The sequence below is a fragment of the Bradyrhizobium sp. AUGA SZCCT0182 genome, assembly GCF_018130185.1.
GTDB lineage: Bacteria > Pseudomonadota > Alphaproteobacteria > Rhizobiales > Xanthobacteraceae > Bradyrhizobium.
Map to the genome: position 1 here is coordinate 90321 of NZ_JAFCLY010000012.1, position 19927 is coordinate 110247.

Annotated in this window: 19 protein-coding genes and 2 tRNA genes; 3 read left to right on the top strand and 18 right to left on the bottom strand. The window is 62.3% G+C overall.

The window, feature by feature from the left end; all coding sequences use genetic code 11:
• Positions 1-19: 19 nt before the first annotated feature.
• On the bottom strand, positions 20-571 hold the full coding sequence (locus JQ611_RS15325; protein WP_212465895.1) for a MarR family winged helix-turn-helix transcriptional regulator: 552 nt from the start codon (positions 569-571) through the stop codon (positions 20-22).
• A 9-nt stretch (positions 572-580) separates the two neighbouring features.
• Positions 581-1540, bottom strand: coding sequence for an alpha/beta hydrolase (locus JQ611_RS15330; protein WP_212386941.1), 960 nt, complete (start codon positions 1538-1540; stop codon positions 581-583).
• Positions 1541-1702: 162 nt separating this feature from the next.
• On the opposite strand from JQ611_RS15330, the gene JQ611_RS15335 reads away from it, so the two are divergent.
• Positions 1703-2977, top strand: coding sequence for a serine hydrolase (locus tag JQ611_RS15335; RefSeq protein ID WP_212265898.1), 1275 nt, complete (start codon positions 1703-1705; stop codon positions 2975-2977).
• Between the two features lie 70 nt (positions 2978-3047).
• Here JQ611_RS15335 and JQ611_RS15340 read toward each other — a convergent pair whose 3' ends face one another.
• From JQ611_RS15340 to JQ611_RS15350, 3 genes are all read right to left on the bottom strand, one after another.
• Positions 3048-4199, bottom strand: a complete 1152-nt coding sequence (locus tag JQ611_RS15340; protein WP_212386944.1) for a slipin family protein — start codon at positions 4197-4199, stop codon at positions 3048-3050.
• Between the two features lie 335 nt (positions 4200-4534).
• Positions 4535-4598, bottom strand: a tRNA-His gene (locus JQ611_RS15345).
• 8 nt (positions 4599-4606) lie between these two features.
• Positions 4607-4675 (bottom strand) — tRNA-Ser (locus JQ611_RS15350).
• A gap of 433 nt (positions 4676-5108) precedes the next feature.
• Here JQ611_RS15350 and JQ611_RS15355 point away from each other — a divergent pair.
• Together JQ611_RS15355 and JQ611_RS15360 are read left to right on the top strand one after the other, a co-directional pair.
• On the top strand, positions 5109-5303 hold the full coding sequence (locus tag JQ611_RS15355; RefSeq protein ID WP_212465896.1) for a hypothetical protein: 195 nt from the start codon (positions 5109-5111) through the stop codon (positions 5301-5303).
• A gap of 300 nt (positions 5304-5603) precedes the next feature.
• The gene (locus JQ611_RS15360; RefSeq protein WP_212265901.1) at positions 5604-5795 is read left to right on the top strand and encodes a hypothetical protein; all 192 of its coding nucleotides are present in this window, start codon (positions 5604-5606) and stop codon (positions 5793-5795) included.
• A 113-nt stretch (positions 5796-5908) separates the two neighbouring features.
• Here JQ611_RS15360 and JQ611_RS15365 read toward each other — a convergent pair whose 3' ends face one another.
• From JQ611_RS15365 to JQ611_RS15425, 13 genes are all read right to left on the bottom strand, one after another.
• Positions 5909-6070: a hypothetical protein gene (locus JQ611_RS15365; protein ID WP_212265902.1), complete on the bottom strand. Its 162-nt coding sequence runs from the start codon at positions 6068-6070 to the stop codon at positions 5909-5911.
• A gap of 222 nt (positions 6071-6292) precedes the next feature.
• Complete coding sequence (locus tag JQ611_RS15370) at positions 6293-7441, bottom strand: DUF2778 domain-containing protein (RefSeq protein WP_212465897.1); 1149 nt, start codon at positions 7439-7441, stop codon at positions 6293-6295.
• Positions 7442-7687: 246 nt separating this feature from the next.
• On the bottom strand, positions 7688-8989 hold the full coding sequence (locus tag JQ611_RS15375; RefSeq protein ID WP_212465938.1) for an RtcB family protein: 1302 nt from the start codon (positions 8987-8989) through the stop codon (positions 7688-7690).
• Positions 8990-9150: 161 nt separating this feature from the next.
• Positions 9151-9846, bottom strand: a complete 696-nt coding sequence (locus tag JQ611_RS15380) for a DUF899 family protein (RefSeq protein ID WP_409411275.1) — start codon at positions 9844-9846, stop codon at positions 9151-9153.
• 81 nt (positions 9847-9927) lie between these two features.
• On the bottom strand, positions 9928-11466 hold the full coding sequence (locus JQ611_RS15385; protein WP_212465899.1) for a glycosyltransferase family 39 protein: 1539 nt from the start codon (positions 11464-11466) through the stop codon (positions 9928-9930).
• A 109-nt stretch (positions 11467-11575) separates the two neighbouring features.
• The gene (locus JQ611_RS15390) at positions 11576-12709 is read right to left on the bottom strand and encodes a glycosyltransferase family 2 protein (protein ID WP_212265906.1); all 1134 of its coding nucleotides are present in this window, start codon (positions 12707-12709) and stop codon (positions 11576-11578) included.
• A 339-nt stretch (positions 12710-13048) separates the two neighbouring features.
• Positions 13049-13243: a hypothetical protein gene (locus JQ611_RS15395; protein WP_192734088.1), complete on the bottom strand. Its 195-nt coding sequence runs from the start codon at positions 13241-13243 to the stop codon at positions 13049-13051.
• 81 nt (positions 13244-13324) lie between these two features.
• Positions 13325-13681 (bottom strand): hypothetical protein, encoded by a 357-nt coding sequence (locus tag JQ611_RS15400; RefSeq protein WP_212265907.1) that lies wholly within the window; start codon positions 13679-13681, stop codon positions 13325-13327.
• 326 nt (positions 13682-14007) lie between these two features.
• Positions 14008-15519 carry a SulP family inorganic anion transporter gene (locus JQ611_RS15405; protein ID WP_212465900.1) on the bottom strand — a complete coding sequence of 504 codons (1512 nt, stop codon included), beginning with the start codon at positions 15517-15519 and terminating at the stop codon, positions 14008-14010.
• Between the two features lie 63 nt (positions 15520-15582).
• On the bottom strand, positions 15583-16431 hold the full coding sequence (locus JQ611_RS15410; RefSeq protein ID WP_409411276.1) for a formylglycine-generating enzyme family protein: 849 nt from the start codon (positions 16429-16431) through the stop codon (positions 15583-15585).
• A gap of 164 nt (positions 16432-16595) precedes the next feature.
• On the bottom strand, positions 16596-17963 hold the full coding sequence (locus tag JQ611_RS15415; RefSeq protein WP_249133195.1) for an arylsulfatase: 1368 nt from the start codon (positions 17961-17963) through the stop codon (positions 16596-16598).
• Positions 17964-18091: 128 nt separating this feature from the next.
• Positions 18092-18955: an ABC transporter ATP-binding protein gene (locus JQ611_RS15420; protein ID WP_212465902.1), complete on the bottom strand. Its 864-nt coding sequence runs from the start codon at positions 18953-18955 to the stop codon at positions 18092-18094.
• Positions 18952-19923, bottom strand: coding sequence for an ABC transporter permease (locus JQ611_RS15425; RefSeq protein ID WP_249133196.1), 972 nt, complete (start codon positions 19921-19923; stop codon positions 18952-18954). Before JQ611_RS15425 ends, JQ611_RS15420 begins: the two co-directional genes overlap by 4 nt.
• Positions 19924-19927: the final 4 nt, after the last annotated feature.

Genomic DNA, 19927 nt, shown 5'->3' on the forward strand with positions numbered 1-19927 from the left:
ACCGCCCCGAAACGTCCCGTCAATACGGCTTCGCCCACGCATCGGCGGCGGCGATGATCTTGCCGAACAGTCGGCCGAGCTCGCGCCGCTCCGCAGGATCGAGCGTTTCCAGCATGGCTTTTTCGCGCTCGATAAAGCTGCCTATGATCGCGGTGTAGATGCGCTGCCCGGAATCGCTAAGATGCAGCACCCGCGCGCGGCTGTCGGCGATGTCGGTCTTCCGGGTAATCAGTCCTTTTTTCTGCAGCAGCTTCACCGCACCTGCAATGCTGGTCTTGGGCCGGCCGGTCACGATGCTGATCTGCTGGGCGTTCAGCCGCGGTTGCCGCGTCAGGCAGAACAATACGATCCATTCGGATCGCGTCAGCTTGAAAGACTTCTCCATCATCGCCACCAGCGGGCCGACGTAGAAATTGGCGATGTAATTCATCCGATACGCCAGCGGTATCGGATTGTCCTTCAGGATGGCGTCGAGCAGCAATTCGTGAAGCACGCGCTCTCCGGGCTGCCAACCGACATTCAACTCTTCCGTCGTTCCGGACTTGCGCTTTGCCGCCGCCTTGACCGCCATCGCCGCCACTCAATCCATCGTCAGATAGGTATTTATCGCCCGGTATAGGCTCATGTGATTCTTCTCGATACAGAGGAAGTGCGAGCCATCAGGTATTTCCAGTGAGGATTTTTCCACCGACCCGATCGCCGCTTCCAGCCGCTGCATGTCCGACGCCGTCGAGGTGGTGTCGCATGCGCCCCGCACCAGCAGGACCGGCGCCTCGATCGTTCCGGGTTCGTACAGGGGCCGGCCGTTGAACACCTCGACCAGATCCGCGAACGCGCCGTTCGGACACCGAAACGCTGGCGGATGACGCGATCCGGCGAGGACATCATTGCTGGCTGCCGCCTCAAACAACGCCTCCACCACCCCGTCCGCGCGAACGTCCGCGGGGTCACCGGGCCCATCGCTGTTCCAGCGCGCGATGACATCGGCCTCGGCGACGAGCCGATAGGCGCCGAAATGACCGGCCAGTTTGCTGCGGTCGGCGGCATCGCCGATGCGATGCAGCCACAGCGCGTTCTTCTCCGCAAACAGCGGCGCATACAGCACCAGCCTGCGGACCTCAGCGGCATGCCTGCTCGCGTACCAGCCTGCAACGATGCTGCCCCACGAAAACCCGATCAGGTCGATCGACAGGACTTTTCGCCTCCGCCGGATTTCGGTTATCGCCGCACCGACATCCTCGATCGCGTGCCGGGCGCGGCAAAACGGCGGATGCGCGGCCATGGGCGCATTCATCACACCGGTCTCGACCGATGCGCCATACCCCCTGACATCGATAGCATAGACGAAGCGGCCGCGCGCGAGCTCCTGCATCAGCGAGTAGCCCGCCACGGGCAGATCGAACAGCCCCGATCCGAACGTGGCGCCGTGCACCAGCAGCACCGGCGGAAGGATCGCCGGCCCAACGGGCTGCATCTCCCACAAGCCAAGCGCCGTCTCGCCGTCCTTGGCTGCGATCCGTAACAATCGTTTTGTCGTCATCGGCTTACCGCACATGCGAGAATCTGAATCATCCGACTGTCAGGCTATTCCAAGGTATATAGTGCGTCATCGTACTAAATAGTCCAAAATCGCTCTATAAAGTGAAGCCAGCGCCGGTTGGCGCCGCATTAAGCAGGCTTCAAAACAGGGGGAGATGCAACCATGCGCAACATCGCACTAGCACTTTTGATGGCGGCGGGCACCGCCCTCGCCGCGCCTGCACCCGGCTTGGCACGCGACACGGCGACGGCTTCATCCCGCGCAGGATTCGATACCGCGAAGCTGAAGGCCATCACCGGATGGCTGCAGGCCGATGTCGACAAGGGCCGAACGCCGGGCGCGGTGGTCCTGATCGCCCGCGACGGCCAGGTGCTGCTTCACGAGGCCGTGGGATGGCAGGACAAGGACAAGAAGGTCCCGATGGCGCGCAATTCCATTCATGCGATCGCCTCATCGACCAAACTGATCACCACCGTGGCGGCGCTTCGCCTGTTCGAGCAGAACAAATTGCAGATCATGGCGCCGATCGCACTCTACCTTCCCGAACTGAAAGACCTCAAGATTTCGGTCGAGAAGAAAGACGCCAGCGGCAATGCGACGTCCGAGCTCACCGCGCCAACGCGCCAGCCGACGGTTCACGATCTGATGACCCACCGCGCCGGATTCACCTACTTCTTCTTCCCGCCCAATCCGCTCCGCGCCAAATACCGAGAGCTCGGCATCGATCGCGTCGACAACATGTCCGCCGACGAAATGCTGAAGAAGCTCGCGACGCTGCCGCTGGCGTTTTCACCGGGCACCTCTTTCGAATATTCGATCGCGACCGACCTGCTCGGCCATATCATCGAGCGCGTCACCAAGAAACCTCTCGACGTCGCTCTGAAGGAGCTGGTGCTGGATCCGCTCAAGATGGGTGACACGACGTTTCACGTCCAGGGAAATGCGCTTGCGCGCTATGCGCGACCCTTGCCGACGGACCCTGACATGTGGGTGTTCGAATGGCTCGATGTGACGCGGGCGCCCAAGCGGTTCTCCGGCGGCGCGGGAATGGCATCCACCGCCGCTGATTACTTCCGGCTGCTGCAACTTCTCGCCAACGGCGGAGCGCTCGACGGCACCCGCCTGCTATCGCCGATGACCGTTCGATGGGCGCTAGCCGACCAGATCGGAACGATGCGCGGCGTGGCGCATCCTGGCGACGGTTATTCCTGGAGCCTGGTCAATCCGGTCCGGGTCAGCGTCGGCGGCGCGCCGTTCCAGGGCAATGTCGGCGATCTGTTCTGGGGCGGCATCACGGGACCGCGCTACTTCATCGACACCAAGGAGAATCTCGTCGGCATCGTCTTCGTCCAGGGGCCGTCGATCCGTGCCGCCTATCATGCCGAACTGAGAGCAATGGTTTACGGCGCGATGATTGCGAGCAAGAACGAGAAGTAACGCGCCCGCTATTTCCGCGGACGCCGACCCTGCACCGAGATGAAGGGCCGCCCGTAGGCGACCCTTCCTGTTACGCGCTTTCCGCCGGCTTCAGGCGAACCAGCTTGTTGAGCAGGGCATCGAAGCCCTGCCCGTCGCCGGCGTGAAGGTCGATGCGGCCGACCTTCTCCACCAGCCGCTCGAGGGACTCCAGTTCCTTGAGCCGCAGCAGCAGCGGGTTCTCTTCCATCAGCTTGGCGGTGTTCAGAAGCGAGCGCGTCGCCGCGGTCTCTTCCTGCCGGCGGATCAAATTGGCCTTCGCCACCCGCTCCGCCTCCACCACCTTGTTCACCAGCTCGCGGATTTCGCCGGGCAGGATCACATCCTTGACGCCGAGCTCGGTCACCTCGACACCGCTGTCCGCGATACGCCCGCGGACATAGTCCCGAAGCTCCGCATCGAGAGCTGCCTTTGCGGACAGCACCTCGTCGAGCGTGCGGCCGGCAACCGCCTCGCGGATCGCGAACTGCACCAGCCGGTACAGCCACGCATCCACGTCAGGCACCACGGCGACGACCCGCTCGGGATCGACGATCCGGCGGAACGCCGTCAAGGTCACCCGCAGCGCGATGCGGTCCTTGGTCAGCATCTCCTGCGCGGTGATCTCGACCGCCTGGGGACGCAGATCGAGGCGCTTGACCTCGACCTTGCGACCGACGATCCAGAACGCGTGCCGGCCGGGCGCGAGCCGCTCCACCAGCCGGCCCTCGACATAGAGCAGACCGGCTTCGTGGTTCTCGACCACCGCTTCCGTCACGACCACCGAACGGTTGCGATCGATCATCGCCAGATGACGCGCCGTCACCCTGGGATCGCTGGTCACGTCGATGCGCTCGACATCGATCGTGGTCGCGACCTTCCAGTAGACGCGCGCCTGCCAGGGCGTCATCAGCTGCATCGGACGGCCGTCGAGGTTGACGATGGCGACTTCATCCGCCCTGGTCTCGACCGCCTCGAACAGCTCGGCCGCCAGATCAGGCCGTGCAGCCTTCAGCACCAGGTAACGCTCCACCGGAAATTCGGCGCGAACCACCTTGAACACTTCGGCCGCCAATTCGTTGCGCGGATCGAACAGCCGATGCCGGCCGGGTCCGAGCACGCGCTCGAGCCTGCCGCTCCGCGTCAGCAACGCGCGCTCGCCATCCTTCACCGTCACATGCGTCATCAGGAAATGCCAGTTCATGGCACGCCTCCATCATTGGCCTTCCGGCCAGAGGTCGGAAGGCTGGTTTCGTTTTGAAGGAACGGAGGACCGAACGGCGCTTCCTGAAGGTCCGGCGGGCCGTGGTTTGAGCTTGCATGACGACAGGCGCACGCGCGCAATCGCCCGACAATGTCGGGCGTTTTGAGCGGTGTTCCCGGCGTCAGCGCAAGCGGTATCCACCGCGGCGCAGAGCCGTTCGTACAGTGTCTAGGTTCGGACGAAGAGCCTTGCGGCAATGCGGCCGGACTGCGACTGAAGCGCGCGTCCGGTCCCCTTCAATGGGAAATTCAGTTTTTTAGACTGAACCGGAGCGTTGGAACGGGATTCGAACCCGCGTCACGATGATTCATAGTCATCTGCTCTACCACTGAGCTATCCTTCGGTTGCGCAAGAGATCGGAATCGAACCGACGCCTTCGGGTTTCACCCCGACGCTCTCCATGAGCTACACCTCGCGTCTTCATTCGGCGGAACACGAAACCGGACACCGGCTCGCGCCAGTCGGGATCTCAGAGAGCCCGAACCCATGGCCTAGCGAAGGAGCGGGCTAATAAACGAAACATCTTTCAGTTGCAAGCGTGTTTTTCAAGTTCGGCAAGTGCTGTGACTTCCCGTCACAGCCATTCAACGAACCAATGTGCCCATTCGTCGTAATTCGATGACGTGATGCCGTCCGCTATCGGTCGCCTGTCCGCGCCGCGACGCTGACGCACTCGCGCCGATGATGCTGCCTTCCATCCCGGAAGCCTACCCACGTCGTGCCGCGCCTCGTCGATGCGCGCGACGGCTGGCGATGTGACCGCCGTCACTTCGCGACGAGAGGGTTGACGCTAAACGTGGCCGCACCAGCGTTGGATGATCGCGTCGGCTAAATCAAAGGAGAACTGTGATGACTGGAAATGCAATCAATGCGAAGAGCGTGCGCGAGTTGTCCGCCGAGGCGCTCGATGCGGTGGCTGGCGGCTGGCTCCCGCTCCCCTTGCGCGCCTTCACCCAAATCAAAGCAGGAGCGGGTGAACCGGGTGGTCAGAACGATCCGGCCCAAATGTTTCAACAGATTATGCAGCAACTCACTCAGGGCTAAATCAAAGGAGAACTGTGATGACCTGTTGGCGCGGGACCGTCGAACGATGGCGGTCGTCCGCAATCGCAAGCAGACTTTGTGCGGTGACCACGTGACGGTGATGTTTGAAGATAATTGCACTCGCGCATTTCCGGTTTAATTTTATGTACGATCAGTACACAAAGGCGGTGCGCGATGTGGCGCCTGTTATCCGGAAACAATGATCTTCATGGGGTGGAACGCCCGGAGCCCGTACGAGGTTAGATAGAATGCGCACCATCGCGGCGGCGCTGATCGGCGGCCTTGGATTGGAGGCGGCACATGAAAATCATCGTGGACGAAGACGGAGAAATCATCGCCAAAACAACGGATGACCATATTCTGATCGGCGGCCACCACCGCCTGGCGGTGGCAGCCAGCCTCGGTCGAAAACTGTTCTGGCGAGATACCGGCGAACCTGTAAAGCTTGACCTGTTCTTCAAGCATCATGGAACTCTTCGACATACAGCCTGAGGAGGCTGCACATCGCAGGGATGAGCCTCTGTTACGTTGTGGCCCGGATGACAAGGGGCGCAGAAAGCCCCGCGCAAACGGGGCCTCCGCTCGCTTCTTTCAGACGGACTGCGTTATTTCGACATGTCCTGTGCAAATCTGACCGCCCCGTACCCGGCGAAAAAGCCGGTGCTGAACGCCGCCGCACCCACCAATATGAAGATAAAGCCGCCATTGACCTCATCGAGTTCCGCATCAGTCACGGTATCCGACGCAGCGATTTCGATTGCATCCATAGTTACGCCTCCTACCTTGGGTTGGTTGATACCGATGCACCAGTGCCTCGGCGATAGGAACGATGACTGATCGGCGGCGGTCGCACTGTTACGAAGATCACATTCTTCGGTGGCCTAAGGCCGAACCCGGTGACCCATACGCCGCGGCCGATCCGTTATACCTTCTGCAACAATGATTGCTACGCGTATGAGTCCCTGCGTTCGCAGGGACGACGAGCGGCGTCACTGAACCCTGGCCAGCACCGCAAGGCGCCGGATGCCCTGGTTCCGGTACGCGTTCAGGAACGCGTAATAGTCCTTGAAGGAAACGCAGCCATTGGAATCGCCGCGGCTGCCGAGCATGTAGGTATGCGCCAGGAGGCCGTCACGGTTGAAGATCTTGTCCTGCCCGCCGATCGGCGTCAGCCGCAGCGCCGGCACACCGTGGAACAGCGCCTCGCGCGGCTTCAGATCATAGATATGCGGCGGCGTCACGCCCTGCATTCGCACATGCGCATAGCGCACATCGTCCATCTTGGCGCCGAGGCCTGAATGCGCTTCGAGTTTGGTGCCGTCGGGCAGATAGACCATCTTCGCCGAAATGTCGTAGACCGCGGTCTGCTTGTCGTAAGGCGGCGATCCGCCCAGCATCGGGTTTTGCGCGCGGGTATCGGGTAGGCTTCCGGTGACGCTGGCGTCGGCGGAAGCGTAGGACAACAGCCCGCCATGCGAGGGCTGCTTGCCCCACAATTTCTCGACCATGCTCGGCTTGTCGTTGGACGCAATCGACATCACCGCCGCCTTGGCGCGCTGCGCCATGTCGCGGACGGAAGCCCCGGATTCCTTCGCGGCGGGTTTGGCTTCAGCCTGCTTGGGCGCCGGGGCCGGAACGTTCAACGCGACCTGGGTCGGTGCCTGCGAAGCGGCTTCCTTCGGCTTCGGCGCTTCGCCAGGTTTTGGCGCTTCAGTCTTCTTCACACCGACCGGCAGCGAGACCTCCGCCACTTGCGTGGCTTCGATCGCCCTGGATGCTTCGCCTTGCGGCGCCGAGGCTGCAAACCTTTCGTTAAACATAATCGAAGGAGCGACGGTCGCGGGCGCGGAAATTTTCGGGGCCGGCTGGGGCAGCGACGCGAACACTTCGTTGAAGGCGGGCCACGCCGGACGCGACGCGACAATCGAGGAGCTCTTGACGACCGGCGGATCGAACGCCGCGCTGTTGACCGAGGGATAGATGCCGGCTGCGAAAATATTGCTGTAGACGGTCCAGGCGCAGCCCAGCACCACGGCTGCGATCGCGACGCCGCCGAGGAAATGCTGAGGAATGACTTTCCGGGAAGATTTCTTGCGGTTGTGGGCCGCAAGGCCAAACGCACCGGTACTCGTACTCATTCGCCTTGCGTCCACAACAACTCTACTAAGTCCCCGCTTGATGCCGCGCCCGAAAAGTTCCCGGGCAGCATCTCGCAAAGACACGGAGCGTCATTAAGGCGAGTTTTAGTTAAATGCAGATTAAACGCGGGCAGATGTAAGGCATGCGCAAATCATTGGAAGTTATGCGCAAATCAGCCCGTAAACATGCGGGGTTGCCCTGCGATCGGGACATCCGGCCGTTGGCCGGCTGTCCCATTTTGGCAATCAATCCTTGAACGGATCGAATTCGTTCTCGCCCGCCATGACGACGGCGAACGGACGCAGCGTGTGCTGCACCTTGATCGAGCCGGCATGCTCGGCAAGCACCTCCGGCAACCTTCGATAGGCCATCGGGCTTTCGTCGAGATCGGCGCCGATCAACGTCACGCCGCGCGACTGCAGCCACGCATCCATCTCGACGCGCGTAAACCTCCGTTTGGCCTCCCTGCGACCGAACCTCCGGCCCGCGCCGTGAACCGTCGAGTAGAGCGACGCTTTCGCTTCGGGGCTATCGACGCCTTCGACGATGACGGCGTCATCTCCCATCGATCCGCCGATGAAGCCGCGCTGTCCCGGAAAGGCCGGCGTCGCGCCCTTGCGCACAACCCACAAATCCTTACCCGCGTGATTTTCGCGCCAGGCATAATTGTGATGGTTGTGGACCATGTCGGTGACGTTACCGCCGATGATCTTTCGCACGCGCTCAATGACCCACTCCCGGCCGGCATAGGAATAGCGCCCGGCCAGTTGCATCGCCGCGATGTAGCGTCGCCCGATCTCGCTGTCCTCGTCGATGACAGCCGGCGGCACATTCATGCCATCCTTGCCGCCCGCAGCCTTGAGGTAGCGGGTGGCACTGGTGTGGCCGAGACCGCGGCTGCCGAAGTGAACGCCGATCCAGACAAGGCCGGCTTCGTCGCGCATCAAGTCGACATAGTGGTTGCCCGATCCGACGGTGCCGAGCTGCGACACGGCCTTCTGCCGATACGCGCCCATGTCGGATTCTCGCCAGGCATCGCCGTCGTCGAACAGCTCGTGCTCAACGCGCTCCTCGTTGGTCCGCCCGACGCCAAAGGAAATCGCCCTGTGCACGTCCTTGATGATCGTGCCGACATTGCTTTCGATCCGGCTGAACGGCGTATCGAGACGCACCGCCATGTTGCCGCAGCCGATGTTGAAGCCGACGCCGGAGATGCTGATCTGCTTCTCATAGGCGATCACGCCGCCGACCGGCTGGGCATATCCCAGATGACCGTCCGCACAGATCACGCCGGCCACGGCATTGCCGACCGCCATGCAATTGCGCATCTGCGCGATCGTGGCGTCCTCGTGCTGGCCGAAGATCTTGAGTGGGCTGTTCTGGTATTGCGCAGGCTGCGCCGTGAACTGTTCCTTGCGGGCAGCGTCGCGGAACGTGCACCAGACCGGGATCGGCCGCTGACCGGGACGATAGATCTTCGCATCGGGGTCGAGCCCGGCTTCGACCGCCAGGGCCCTTGCACGCTCCTGATAGGGATCGAGCCGCATTGCATCTTCCTCTTTCACGATTACCGAGACGTCGCCGGCCATATCTTACACCGAGCACAGGTCGTCGCACCAAAACCCGCTTGGGTTCATGGGCTTCGATGCTTTGATGGGACGCGGCCCGCTGTCAGCATGGCGTTCACTTCGGCTCGCAAAGCCCGCCTTCAATAGCTCAAGCTCGGATACCAGTCCTTGTCGCGGCCTTCAGGCGTGGTGTCGAAAAGGGCCCACAGCGGATCGAGGTCGGGTGCCCCACGCGGATCCTGGCCGGGGTCGGCGGTACCCTGCCCCATTTCGCCGGACAAGAAATGACGGATCGAACCGTCGCGGCGCGTGAACACGTTATAGCCGGGCATATCGGCATCCGCGGCGCTGACGTAATCGCGGGTGTAATCGCCAGACGGATCGGAATAGATCCTGTGTTGTGTCCAGCCGCGCGCCTTCTTCGCTTCGATCAATCGTGCGATCGGCGAGCGCGCGACGAACACAAACGCGATGCGTTGCTCGACATCTTGCAGCTTGGCTGCCCACGTGGCCATGAACGACGTGCACATCGGACACGGCTGAGCGCGTTGCGGCCCGAACATGTAACTGTAGATCACGAGCGTCTGCTTGTTTCCGAACAGATCAGGCAGCGTGGCTTTGCCGCCTTCGCCTACGAACGAATAGGTCTTCGCCACCTCACCGCCGGGCGGCAATGCGCGGCGCATTTCGGCGACGCGCTCGATGTGGCGACGGAGTTCGATTTCCTCAGCGAGCAATTGCTCGCGGGCACGGCGATATTCGGCGCTTTCGTTGGGAATGCGCGCGGTATTGCCGCGGGCGAGTTCAGCGGCGGGCTTCAGGCTGGAACTGGACATGGGCATGACCTCACGGTTGGACGGCGTGCTGGGTTCCCTACAAGACGATTCCAATGCGGCCGTTCCGACATGACCATCGGACTATTTTCGGCGCAACCACGCCGGCAAAATGCTGTTTTCCAACGCCAGTTCCGGCGGCGGGGAACCGTCAAGCACATCCCGTTTCGGTCCCTCGAGCAGATCGAGTTCGTAGGTCTCGACCACAAGCGGACCGCGCTTGCGCGTGACCTCACCGACCTTCTCGACGCGGGCAAATTCGTCCTTCAACGGATGAGCGCCGGGCAAGGCCTCGCGAACATACAGCTGCCTGCCGCCGAGCTGCGCCGCCGTCGGCTCGGGCATGTTGACCCAGCGGATGCGCTGGCTTTGCTGAGCAACGCAAGTGCCCTTCGGCAGATAGAACGCAAGCCAGCCGGTGGTGCCGTAATCCGGCGCGAGCACGCAGGATGCGCCCGCGCGCGCCCGCACCGCTTCGATCTCGCCTGCGATTTCGCGCCAGCCGACGCCGACACTGCGCACGGTGGCGTCGCGGCGATAACCCGAGAGCGCGCCGGTGTTGGCTTGCACGATCAGGATCGCAAACATCACAATGCCTGTTGGCGCCGCCCAGCGCAGGCAGAAATTGACGGTGCGCTGCTCGCGCTTTTCCCATGGCACCAGATGGGCTGCATACGCCGCCGCGACCACAAACGCCGGGTAGACGGGTGCGAACCAGTTCGCCTCGACGCGGGCGTGCAGCGAATGCCAGACGAAATAGACGACGATGGTCCAGAACATGGTGCTGACCAGCACGCGCGCCGGCAGCGCACCGGCGCGACGCTGAAACAAAGCATAGAGACCCATCGCGCCGAGAATCCATACCAGCGGCGTTGCGAACGCGATCTGCGTCGGGATCAGTTCGGCGATGAAGGCCGGCTTGAAATCCTCGATCCGCGCCCGGCCCATCTGCTTGATGAAAGACACCCAATGATGATCGGCGTTCCACAGAATGACCGGCGAAAACATCAAGAGCGCGACGAGGCCGCCGAGATAAGGCCATGGTGAAATCAGCCAGCGCCGCAGTTTCGGAACCACCACCAGCCAGATCAGGATCGCGGGGCCGAAGAACAGCGCGGTGTATTTCGACAACAGCGCAGCGCCCGTGGCGAGACCTACCGCCAGCCACCACGCACCGCGTCCGGTCTCGAGCACCTTGGACAGCGAAAACAGCACGAAGCTCGACGCTACCAGGAGCGGCGCATCCGGCGTGACGATCATGGTGCCGACCGCGGCCATCAGCGTGACGTTGAGCAGGATCGCCGACGTCGTCGCCACCCGCCTGCCGCCGAACAACACGGCCGCGGTCTGGTACACCGCCCAACTCATCGGCAGCGCCAGCAGGATAGAGACCAGACGCACGCCGAGTTCGGTGTCACCCGCAATCATGGTGCCGAGGCGGATCACGAATGCCACCATAGGCGGATGGTCGTAATAGCCGCCGGCCAGATTCTTCGACCACATCCAGTAATAGGCTTCGTCGAAGGTAATGGGCGTGTAGGCGGCGGCTACCAGCCGTACCGCGACCAGCGCCAGGATCGTCAGAACCGTGTTGAGGACAAGCCGCGCCTCGTTCGGATTCATTTTGGAGCCCCACCGGTCCTGTTTGAATCAGGACCGGGCTCCAGTTCATCGTTTCGACGCGTTTTCTTCACGCGAACCGGGTATCCACTTCGCTTGAAAACGCCGTCGATCATCGCTTGCGCCAGACGAACAGTCCGGACATCGCGTAGTTCCAGACCACGCCCATCAGCGCGCCCGCCGCTCCCGCCAGCCACCAGATCGGCTCCTGGTCGTAGACCGAGAACGCGACGCCGACATTGGCGAACAGGCCGACGCTGCAGACGAGGTAAAACAGCAGCAGGCCGCGCAGGATGGCAAAACCCTTCAGGCGTTGATCGCGATAGGTGAGAAAATTGTTCAGGATGAAATTGCTGGTCATCGCCACCAGTGCGCCGACGGCCTGCGACTCCGGGAATGGCATGTTGAAGAGTTGGTTCGCGATGAACAGCGCCGCGAGATGCACGATGAGGCCGATCGAGCCGACCATCGCAAACAACAGAAAGCGCAGCGAGACCACGTCGTGAGTGAACTTGGCCAGCACCAGACCCAGGAAATCCAGCGCCACCATCGAATCGAGCTTGCTCTCGCCGTGCTGGCGCGAGCCGAAGGTAAAGGGAACCTCGACCGTGCGCAGCTTGCCTTGCGCGGTCGCGACGATATCGAGCAGGATCTTGAAGCCCTGGATTGAAAGCTGCGGCGCCAGTTGCTCGAAGCGGTCGCGGCGGATCATGAAGAAGCCGCTCATGGGATCGGCGATCTCGACCTTGAGCACGCGTCTTGCAACTTCGGTCGCGAGCGCGCTGATGCCGGCGCGTCCCTTGTTGAAACTGTCGGCGCTGCCGCCCTCGACATAGCGGCTGCCGACCACGAGTTCGGCCTCGCCACGTTGCAAGAGGCCCACCATCTTCGGCAGCTGGGTCTCGTCGTGCTGCAGATCGGCGTCGATGACAGCCGCATAGGGCGCGCTGGCGGCGAGAATGCCCTCGATGCACGCCCCGGACAGGCCGCGCCGCCCGATCCGGCGGATGCAGCGGACGCGGGGATCCTTCTGCGCCAGGCTGCGCACCACTTCCCAGGTGCCGTCAGGGGAATTGTCGTCGACGAACACGACTTCCCAGGGGATGTCCTTGAGGGTCGCGTCCAGCCGCCGGTAGAGGACGGTGACGTTGTCGCGTTCGTTAAAGGTAGGGACGACGACCGAAAGCTGAGGCAAACCCGCGGCCTGCGGCGGGTTTTCGGGGCCCGGTTTGATGGCTTGATTCATGGGGCCAGCGTATATCCGCAGCCGCTGGGGATGCCAAGGCGCCGCCAGGACTACCAATGGCGCCGCCAGCGCTACGAAAGACGCCGCCAGCAATCGAAGCCGCCGCTAAGATTACCAAAGCAGGGGCGCGGGAACGGGTTTCAGGTGGGGAAACTGGGCCAAAAAGGCCCCCAAAATGCCAACGACCACGAACAGAGGGCGCGCGTACATCCGGCGCAGCCAAACTATTCATGGTCGTCCCGGCGCCGGAGCTGCTTAAGCATCGACGTCGCCGTTAGGAGCAAGATAGGGATGCCAGGGGCCTTCCGCAAGGGTGGCCTGACCCCTACCCTGCGTCGACTAATTCGGCACTTCCCGGATCACCGGTCCCCGTGGTGCGGGCGCCGCGGGCGCCATCTGGGACGGTTGCTGGACAGCGGCCGGCTTCGGCGCCGGCTTGCCAAACTGCCCGATCGGCCCATAGGCGATCGCGACCACCAGCACGATCGAGGCGACAATGGCACCCAAGATACCGGCTATCGACTCAGAATTCATACCCGACAATCCCCCGTCTGATCGGGAATCAATATCACGGAAGGCCGGAATGGTCGAACAGGCTGGCGAAAACCGAGTTGGCTACTTCGACGCGGCTTTGCGCCTTGCGAACGCCGTCACGATGTCCTTCTGGGCGAAGGCGATGGCATCGTTGGCCGTCGTCAGGTTCGCGCCCGCATCCTTGTCCGGGGACTGGATCCCGAGAAAGCCCACCAGCGCCACCCGGAAATTCTGCCGCTCCGACGCACAGGCAGCCGCGATCAACGCGCCAAAATCCTGTTCCGGCATGTTCCTGTTGCTCTCGCGCGGATATTCGCGGGCCAGGCAGTTCCAATAGGCGTCACGCCCCGAAACCGCCAATTTGCGCGCGTCACCGACCTCGTCGGCGAGAACTGGGAAAGTGGTCATCACGACCAATGCGGCGATCAGGATGCGCATCCTTTTCTCCATTCTTGTTTTGCGTAGCCCGACCCGCGATCGAGACAAGAGTGCACAGCACGGTTTAAGCGAGTTGGCCAATCACGATTGATTGGGCTGGTCTGGAGTACGCGCTGCCGGAGAAGGCCCCGGGTCCGCGATCAACGCCGCATCTCAGGAGCTTGTGCTGTGGCGCGCGCTTCGCTTTGACGCCGGCCCGGCCCCGCGCATGTAATGCCGCTCCGGCCGATAGCGGCCGGACCAGTTTCGCATCATCCTGCGGGCGAATGTCGATAGCCATCGGAAGATTGCCATCGGAAGCTCCTTCTCGTTCCGCGTTCCGAAATTCAGGCGCCGAGCTGGCCGGTCAACCGCTCGTGGAACGAGGAGCTGCGCTGGTCGAGCCCAACGAACGTGACTGACGCGCCATGGTCGCGGTATTTGGTTTCAATCGAATCCAGCGCCGCGACGCTCGAAGCGTCCCAGATCTGGGAATGGGTGAGATCGATCAGGACGCGCTTGGGATCCGCGCCGTAGGAGAAGCGCTCGACGAGGTCGTTGCTGCTGCCGAAGAACAGCGGCCCATGGACGTGATAGCGAACCGATAGGCCGTCTTCGCTGAGCGTGCGGTCCGCACGGATGACATGGGCGACCCGGCGCGCGAACAACACCATCGCCAGCAACACCCCGACGGCGATCCCGATCGCGAGGTTGCTGGTGGCAACCGTGACCGCAACGGTCAGGACCATCACCAGCGTTTCCGGGATCGGCATGCGCTTCAGCGTCGCCGGCGTGATGCTGTGCCAATCGATGGTCTTGAGCGCTGCGATCATCATGACGGCAGCGAGCGCCACCATCGGAATTTGCGCCATCAGGTCGCTCAGCGCGGTGACCAGCACCAGCAGCACGAGTGCGGCGACCGCCGTCGATATCCTGGTGCGGCCCTGCCCGATCTTCACGTTGACGACGGTCTGGGCGATCATCGCGCATCCGCCGATGCCGCCATAGAACCCGGCCGCGATATTGGCGACGCCGAGCGCCCAGGACTCCTTGCCCTTGTGCGAGCGGGTATCGGTCAGGTCGTCGACCAGCTTCGCCGTCAGCAGCGTCTCCAGCAGGCCGACAAAGGCGACGCTGAGCGCGGTCGGCCAGATGATGCTGAGCGTTTGAAGGTTGAGCGGGACGATGAACGCAGTAAAGCCAGGAAGCCCCGGCGCCATGGCGCCCTCGCCGCCGACATTGGGCACGGTCAGATGCCCCACCATCACGATCGCGGTCACGACGATGATCGCGACCAGCGGCGCCGGCACGGCCGTCGTGAAACGGGGCATGATGAGGACAACCGCGATCGTCAGCGCGAACAGCGGATAGACCAGCCACGGTACGTTGAAAATGTGGGGCACCTGCGCCGCAAAGATCAGAATGCCGAGCGCATTCACAAAACCGATCATCACCGAACGCGGAACGAAGCGCATCACCCGCGCCAGTCCGGCAACCCCGAAGACGATCTGGATGATGCCGGCAAAGAGGATGGTCGGCAGGATGTAGCCGACGCCATGCACCTTCACCATTGGCCCGATCACCAGCGCGATCGAGCCCGCCGCCGCCGTGACCATCGCCGGCCGGCCACCGAGCGCCGACATCACCAGGCACAGCACGATGGAGGAGACCAGCGCCACCTTGGGGTCGACGCCCGAGACAAAGGAGAACGAGATCACCTCCGGAATCAGCGCCAGCGCGGTGACTATGCCGGCCAGGGACTCGCGGACGAAAAGGTTGGGCGCACGCAGCACCGCGCCGATCGACGGCGAGTCTTCAAACTGGAGTTGCGCGTTGGTCGTGGTGCTGGCGGCTTGCATGGGAAACTTTCGAAAGATGTCTGGAGGTGCTCCGGCCCGCGCCGGTTGTGAAAGGGATACTCGTCAGGTGCCCGGTGGTTGACGCACGACGCAGCGGAAGCCGATATGACAGGTGGAGGAATCGACGGTTTCGCCCTGGCGCGCCGACGGCCGGTAGCGCAGGCAATAATTCGGCGCGCACAGATGCGAACCGCCCTTCACCACGCGGCGCACGGATTTGTCGTCGCCGGGCTTCGGATGACAGCACGATTGCTGTTGCTGCTCCTGCGCGGCGCCATAGGGGCTCGACGTCCATTCCCAGGTGTTGCCGACCATGTCGAACAGGCCGTAGCCGTTGGCCGGGAACGCATCGACCGGCGATGTGCCCTCGTAGCCGTCATCGGCCGAATTCTGGTAAGGAAAATGGCCCTGCCAGGTATTGGCCATGAACTGCCCGTCCGGATTGGAGGCGTCGCCCCAGGGATAGGCCTTGCCTTCCAGACCACCGCGCGCCGCAAACTCCCACTCTGCTTCAGTCGGAAGCTCCTTGCCGGCCCACGCCGCGTAAGCGAGCGCGTCCTCATAAGCCACATGCACGACAGGATGATTTTCGCATCCTGCGATCGAACTCTCCGGCCCCTGCGGATGCCGCCAGTCGGCGCCGGGTCTGTATTCCCACCAGGCGAGATTGTTGCGCAGGTTGACCGGACGATCGGGCTTCTTGAACACCAGCGAGCCCGGCACCAGCATTTCCGGATCGGCGTCGGGATACATCGAAGGGTTCGGCGGGCGCTCGGAATAGGTGACGTATCCGGTCGCCTCAACGAATTTATGAAACTCGGCGTTGGTGACGGGATAGGTGTCGATCCAGAAGCCGTCGACGGAGGCGGGACGCACCGGGCGTTCCTCCCGATAGAAGCTATTGGAACCCATCAGGAAAGAGCCGCCCGGGATCCAGATCATGGAATCGCGGTTGATTGTGCCAGATGTCACACCCGTGTTTGGTTGACCAGGGAGCGAGCAGCAGCCCGCTCCCCGGCGATTGCCGGCTGCACCCTGCGCGACATCAGCCGCCATCGTCGGTGCAGACATCGTACTCAAGCCTTCTGGCGCTGCTTCGGCACGAAATCGAGTGCCGCGCCCGGCGGAATCAGTTCCTCCTTCTTGGCGCTCTCCTCGAAGTCGCGGATGATGCGCTGGGCGTGCTGCATCACCCACCAGCGAACGTAGCGCTGGTTGACGGCGTCACGCTCCTTCGGGTCTTCCTTCAGATGCGTGATGCGGGCAAAGCCGAGCGCCAGTTCCGGATCGTGGAAGTGCTGCTGCCGCTTGAAGTTGATCTTGAAGTCCTTCCACTTCACGGCATGCAGTTCGTCCTTGAGCCAGACGATGCAGGACTCGCGGTTGGACGTTTCCTTCTTGCCGAGGAAAAACTCGCTCTGGTCGACGCCGTCGATCAGGCGATCCTTGGGTGCCTCGCAGCCGGTCATGGACAGCAGCGTCGTGAACATGTCGGTGACATGAACCATCTCGTTGCTCTCGGTGCCCGGTTTGATGTGGTTCGGCCAGCGGATCAACAGCGGCGTACGAATGCCGCCTTCCGCCGAGCTGAAGTACGAGCCGTCGAAGAAGCCGCCGGTGCCGCGTCCGGCAAGATGGTCCTCGGCGCCGTTGTCACCGCACATCACGACGATGGTGTTGTCGCGAACGCCGAGTTCGTCGAGCTTGTCGAGCAGCACGCCGAAATCATGGTCCAGCATCAGCAGGCAATCGCCCCAGTCGCCGTTGGTGCTCTTGCCGACGAATTCGTCGCGCGGGCTCATCGGGAAGTGCATCAGCGAGTGGTTGAAGTAGCAGTAGAACGGCTTGTCCGCCTTGACGGACTTTTCCATGAACTTGATGGCCCGTTTCTGGTACTCGAGGTCGCAGGTCTTTTTGGTCTCCATGGTGAGCTGCTCATCGAGCAGCGGCCAGGCACCCTTGCCCTTGACGCCTTCATGCATGTGCGAGAAGCCGTCGCGCTCCGCGACATAATGGGGGTCGGTCAGCCACATGCATTCGTCATAGGTGCGCAAGGGGCCGTACCATTCGTCGAACCCGTGGTCGGTCGGGAAGCGGCCGTCCTCGGCGCCGATGTGCCATTTGCCGTAGATCGAGGTCGCATAGCCGGCATCCGACAGAATGGTGCCGATGGTGCGCTCCCACTTGACGATGCCGCCGCCATTGCCGCCGAGCGCGATGGTGTGGTTGCCCGAACGGATCGGGAAACGGCCGGTCATCAGCGCCGAACGCGTCGGCGTGCACTGCGGCTCGACGACGTAGTGCGTCAGCTTGGCGCCTTCCTTTGCGAACTGATCCATGCGCTTGGTATCGGCGCCGCGCAGAATGCCGCCGCCGTAGCAACCGAGTTCGCCCATGCCCAGATTGTCGACATGGAAAAACAGAATGTTTGGTTTCTTTGCCATTGAATGCTCCGATTTGATGGACGCCAGGCGTGAGTCATCGTTGACGCGCGCGCCTGTTTGCGTCTGTGCTTGATTGCTGTGATCGATTCTTGGGTTCGCGCCTGTCAGGCCGCGACGTTCAAGTTACGTCAGAAGATTTCGCCTACTCCTTTCGGTCCCACTTTCATTCCAAAGCCAGATAGGCCCCGATCCTTGATCTCCGGCGCCATGGCGGCGAGCGACTCTTCGCGGATCAGACCCTTGAGTTCCTGCACCAGGTTCATGAATTCCGGCGTGTCGGTCATCTCCGCCGTGCGCGGACGCGGCAGCGGCACCTTGATGACAGCCTTGATGCGGCCCGGGCGCGCGGTCATGACGTAGATGCGGTCGGAGAGGAAAATCGATTCCTCGATGTCGTGCGTGATGAACAGCACCGAGATGCGGAACTGCTGCCAGATGTTGGTGAGGATCTCCTGCATCACGACCCGCGTCTGCGTGTCCAGCGCGCCGAACGGCTCATCCATCAGCAGGACTTGAGGGCTTGTCGCCAGCGCACGGACGATGCCGATGCGCTGCTTCATGCCGCCGGACAGCTGATCCGGATAATGGTTTTCGAACGAGAGCAGCCCGGCCAGATCGAGCAGCGCCCGCGCCGTGGTGTTGCGCTTGCTTTGCTCGACGCCTGCCATCTTGAGGCCGAACTCGACATTCTTGCGAACCGACAGCCACGGAAACAGCGAGTATTGCTGGAACACGACGCCGCGGTCCGAACCGGGTTTGGTGATCGCCTTGCCGTCGAGCAACGCCTCGCCGCGGGTCGGCTTGACGAAGCCGGCGACGATGCTGAGCAAGGTCGACTTGCCGCAACCGGAAGGTCCGATCAGCGAGACGAACTCGCCCGGCTGCACGTTGAGCGAGACATTATCGACGGCGACGACCTTGTTGTCGTTGGCGCCGAACGTCACGCCCATGTCGCGAACGTCGATGAAGCCCTTGCTGACTTCGGTTTTCATCGCCGGCCTCCGGGTGCGAATGCGAGCCAGGGCATCAGGAGGACGCCAACCATCCGGATGATGCCGCTGCACGCCAGTCCAAGGACACCGATCGTGATCATGCCGAGCACGATCGCGGGATAGTCCACCAGTGAGTAGGCTTCCCAGGTGAAGTAGCCGACGCCGAATTGACCCGAGATCATCTCGGCGGCGATCAGCGAGACCCAGGCCACGCCCATGCCGACGGCAAGACCCGTGAAGATGTGCGGCAGCGAGCCAGGCAGGATCACGTTCATGAACAGACGGATTTCGCTGGCGCCGAGACAGCGAGCCGCCCGTACCAGCACGCCATCCAGTGAATGAACCCCGTGAATGGTGTTGAGCAGGATCGGAAAGAAAGCGCCGATAAAGGTAATGAAGACGATGCTGGCCTCGTTGTTCGGCCACAGCATGATCGACATCGGCACCCAGGCGATCGCCGGAATGGGCCGCATGATCTCGACGACAGGCATGAAGAAGTCACGCACGCGCTCGTACTTGCCGATCGCAAGCCCGAGCGGCACGCCGATGATGGTCGCGATCATGAAGCCGAACAGAATGCGTCGAACACTCATGGCGATATTGAACAGGTATTTGTTCGACAGCCCGACCTGCGTCAGCTGCTGATACACCTCATAGGGCGTCGGAACATTCTTGAAGCGGATGTAGAATTCGAACTTGTACTTGGTGCCGAGATACCAGAACAGGAACAGCGCCCCGATCGAGATGCAGGCAAGCAATGCAGTGATGATCCGCTCGCGGGTCACGTATCCGAGCAGGCCCAGAAACACCTTGGTCAGCGAGACCGTGGGGATCGGCTCCGGTTCCGGCACCGGAATTTCCGATGCGGACATTTGGGCTGCGGAGGCTTTCACCGCCACCGGCTCGGGATCGGCGTGCTTGTCGACCATAGGGAGCGCCACAATCTTGGCTGTTGCCGTGCTGCCCATCGGA

What these genes read in the sequence shown, in the direction of transcription:
- JQ611_RS15360 (WP_212265901.1), top strand. Translation starts at nt 5,604, where the DNA reads ATGAAAATCATCGTGGACGAAGACGGAGAAATCATCGCCAAAACAACG.
- JQ611_RS15370 (WP_212465897.1), bottom strand. Translation starts at nt 7,441, where the DNA reads ATGAGTACGAGTACCGGTGCGTTTGGCCTTGCGGCCCACAACCGCAAG.
- JQ611_RS15365 (WP_212265902.1), bottom strand. Translation starts at nt 6,070, where the DNA reads ATGGATGCAATCGAAATCGCTGCGTCGGATACCGTGACTGATGCGGAA.
- JQ611_RS15410 (WP_409411276.1), bottom strand. Translation starts at nt 16,431, where the DNA reads ATGGGTTCCAATAGCTTCTATCGGGAGGAACGCCCGGTGCGTCCCGCC.
- JQ611_RS15420 (WP_212465902.1), bottom strand. Translation starts at nt 18,955, where the DNA reads ATGAAAACCGAAGTCAGCAAGGGCTTCATCGACGTTCGCGACATGGGC.
- JQ611_RS15340 (WP_212386944.1), bottom strand. Translation starts at nt 4,199, where the DNA reads ATGAACTGGCATTTCCTGATGACGCATGTGACGGTGAAGGATGGCGAG.
- JQ611_RS15425 (WP_249133196.1), bottom strand. Translation starts at nt 19,923, where the DNA reads ATGGGCAGCACGGCAACAGCCAAGATTGTGGCGCTCCCTATGGTCGAC.
- JQ611_RS15385 (WP_212465899.1), bottom strand. Translation starts at nt 11,466, where the DNA reads ATGAATCCGAACGAGGCGCGGCTTGTCCTCAACACGGTTCTGACGATC.
- JQ611_RS15390 (WP_212265906.1), bottom strand. Translation starts at nt 12,709, where the DNA reads ATGAATCAAGCCATCAAACCGGGCCCCGAAAACCCGCCGCAGGCCGCG.
- JQ611_RS15415 (WP_249133195.1), bottom strand. Translation starts at nt 17,963, where the DNA reads ATGGCAAAGAAACCAAACATTCTGTTTTTCCATGTCGACAATCTGGGC.
- JQ611_RS15400 (WP_212265907.1), bottom strand. Translation starts at nt 13,681, where the DNA reads ATGCGCATCCTGATCGCCGCATTGGTCGTGATGACCACTTTCCCAGTT.
- JQ611_RS15375 (WP_212465938.1), bottom strand. Translation starts at nt 8,989, where the DNA reads ATGCGGCTCGATCCCTATCAGGAGCGTGCAAGGGCCCTGGCGGTCGAA.
- JQ611_RS15335 (WP_212265898.1), top strand. Translation starts at nt 1,703, where the DNA reads ATGCGCAACATCGCACTAGCACTTTTGATGGCGGCGGGCACCGCCCTC.
- JQ611_RS15395 (WP_192734088.1), bottom strand. Translation starts at nt 13,243, where the DNA reads ATGAATTCTGAGTCGATAGCCGGTATCTTGGGTGCCATTGTCGCCTCG.
- JQ611_RS15330 (WP_212386941.1), bottom strand. Translation starts at nt 1,540, where the DNA reads ATGACGACAAAACGATTGTTACGGATCGCAGCCAAGGACGGCGAGACG.
- JQ611_RS15380 (WP_409411275.1), bottom strand. Translation starts at nt 9,846, where the DNA reads ATGTCCAGTTCCAGCCTGAAGCCCGCCGCTGAACTCGCCCGCGGCAAT.
- JQ611_RS15405 (WP_212465900.1), bottom strand. Translation starts at nt 15,519, where the DNA reads ATGCAAGCCGCCAGCACCACGACCAACGCGCAACTCCAGTTTGAAGAC.
- JQ611_RS15355 (WP_212465896.1), top strand. Translation starts at nt 5,109, where the DNA reads ATGACTGGAAATGCAATCAATGCGAAGAGCGTGCGCGAGTTGTCCGCC.
- JQ611_RS15325 (WP_212465895.1), bottom strand. Translation starts at nt 571, where the DNA reads ATGGCGGTCAAGGCGGCGGCAAAGCGCAAGTCCGGAACGACGGAAGAG.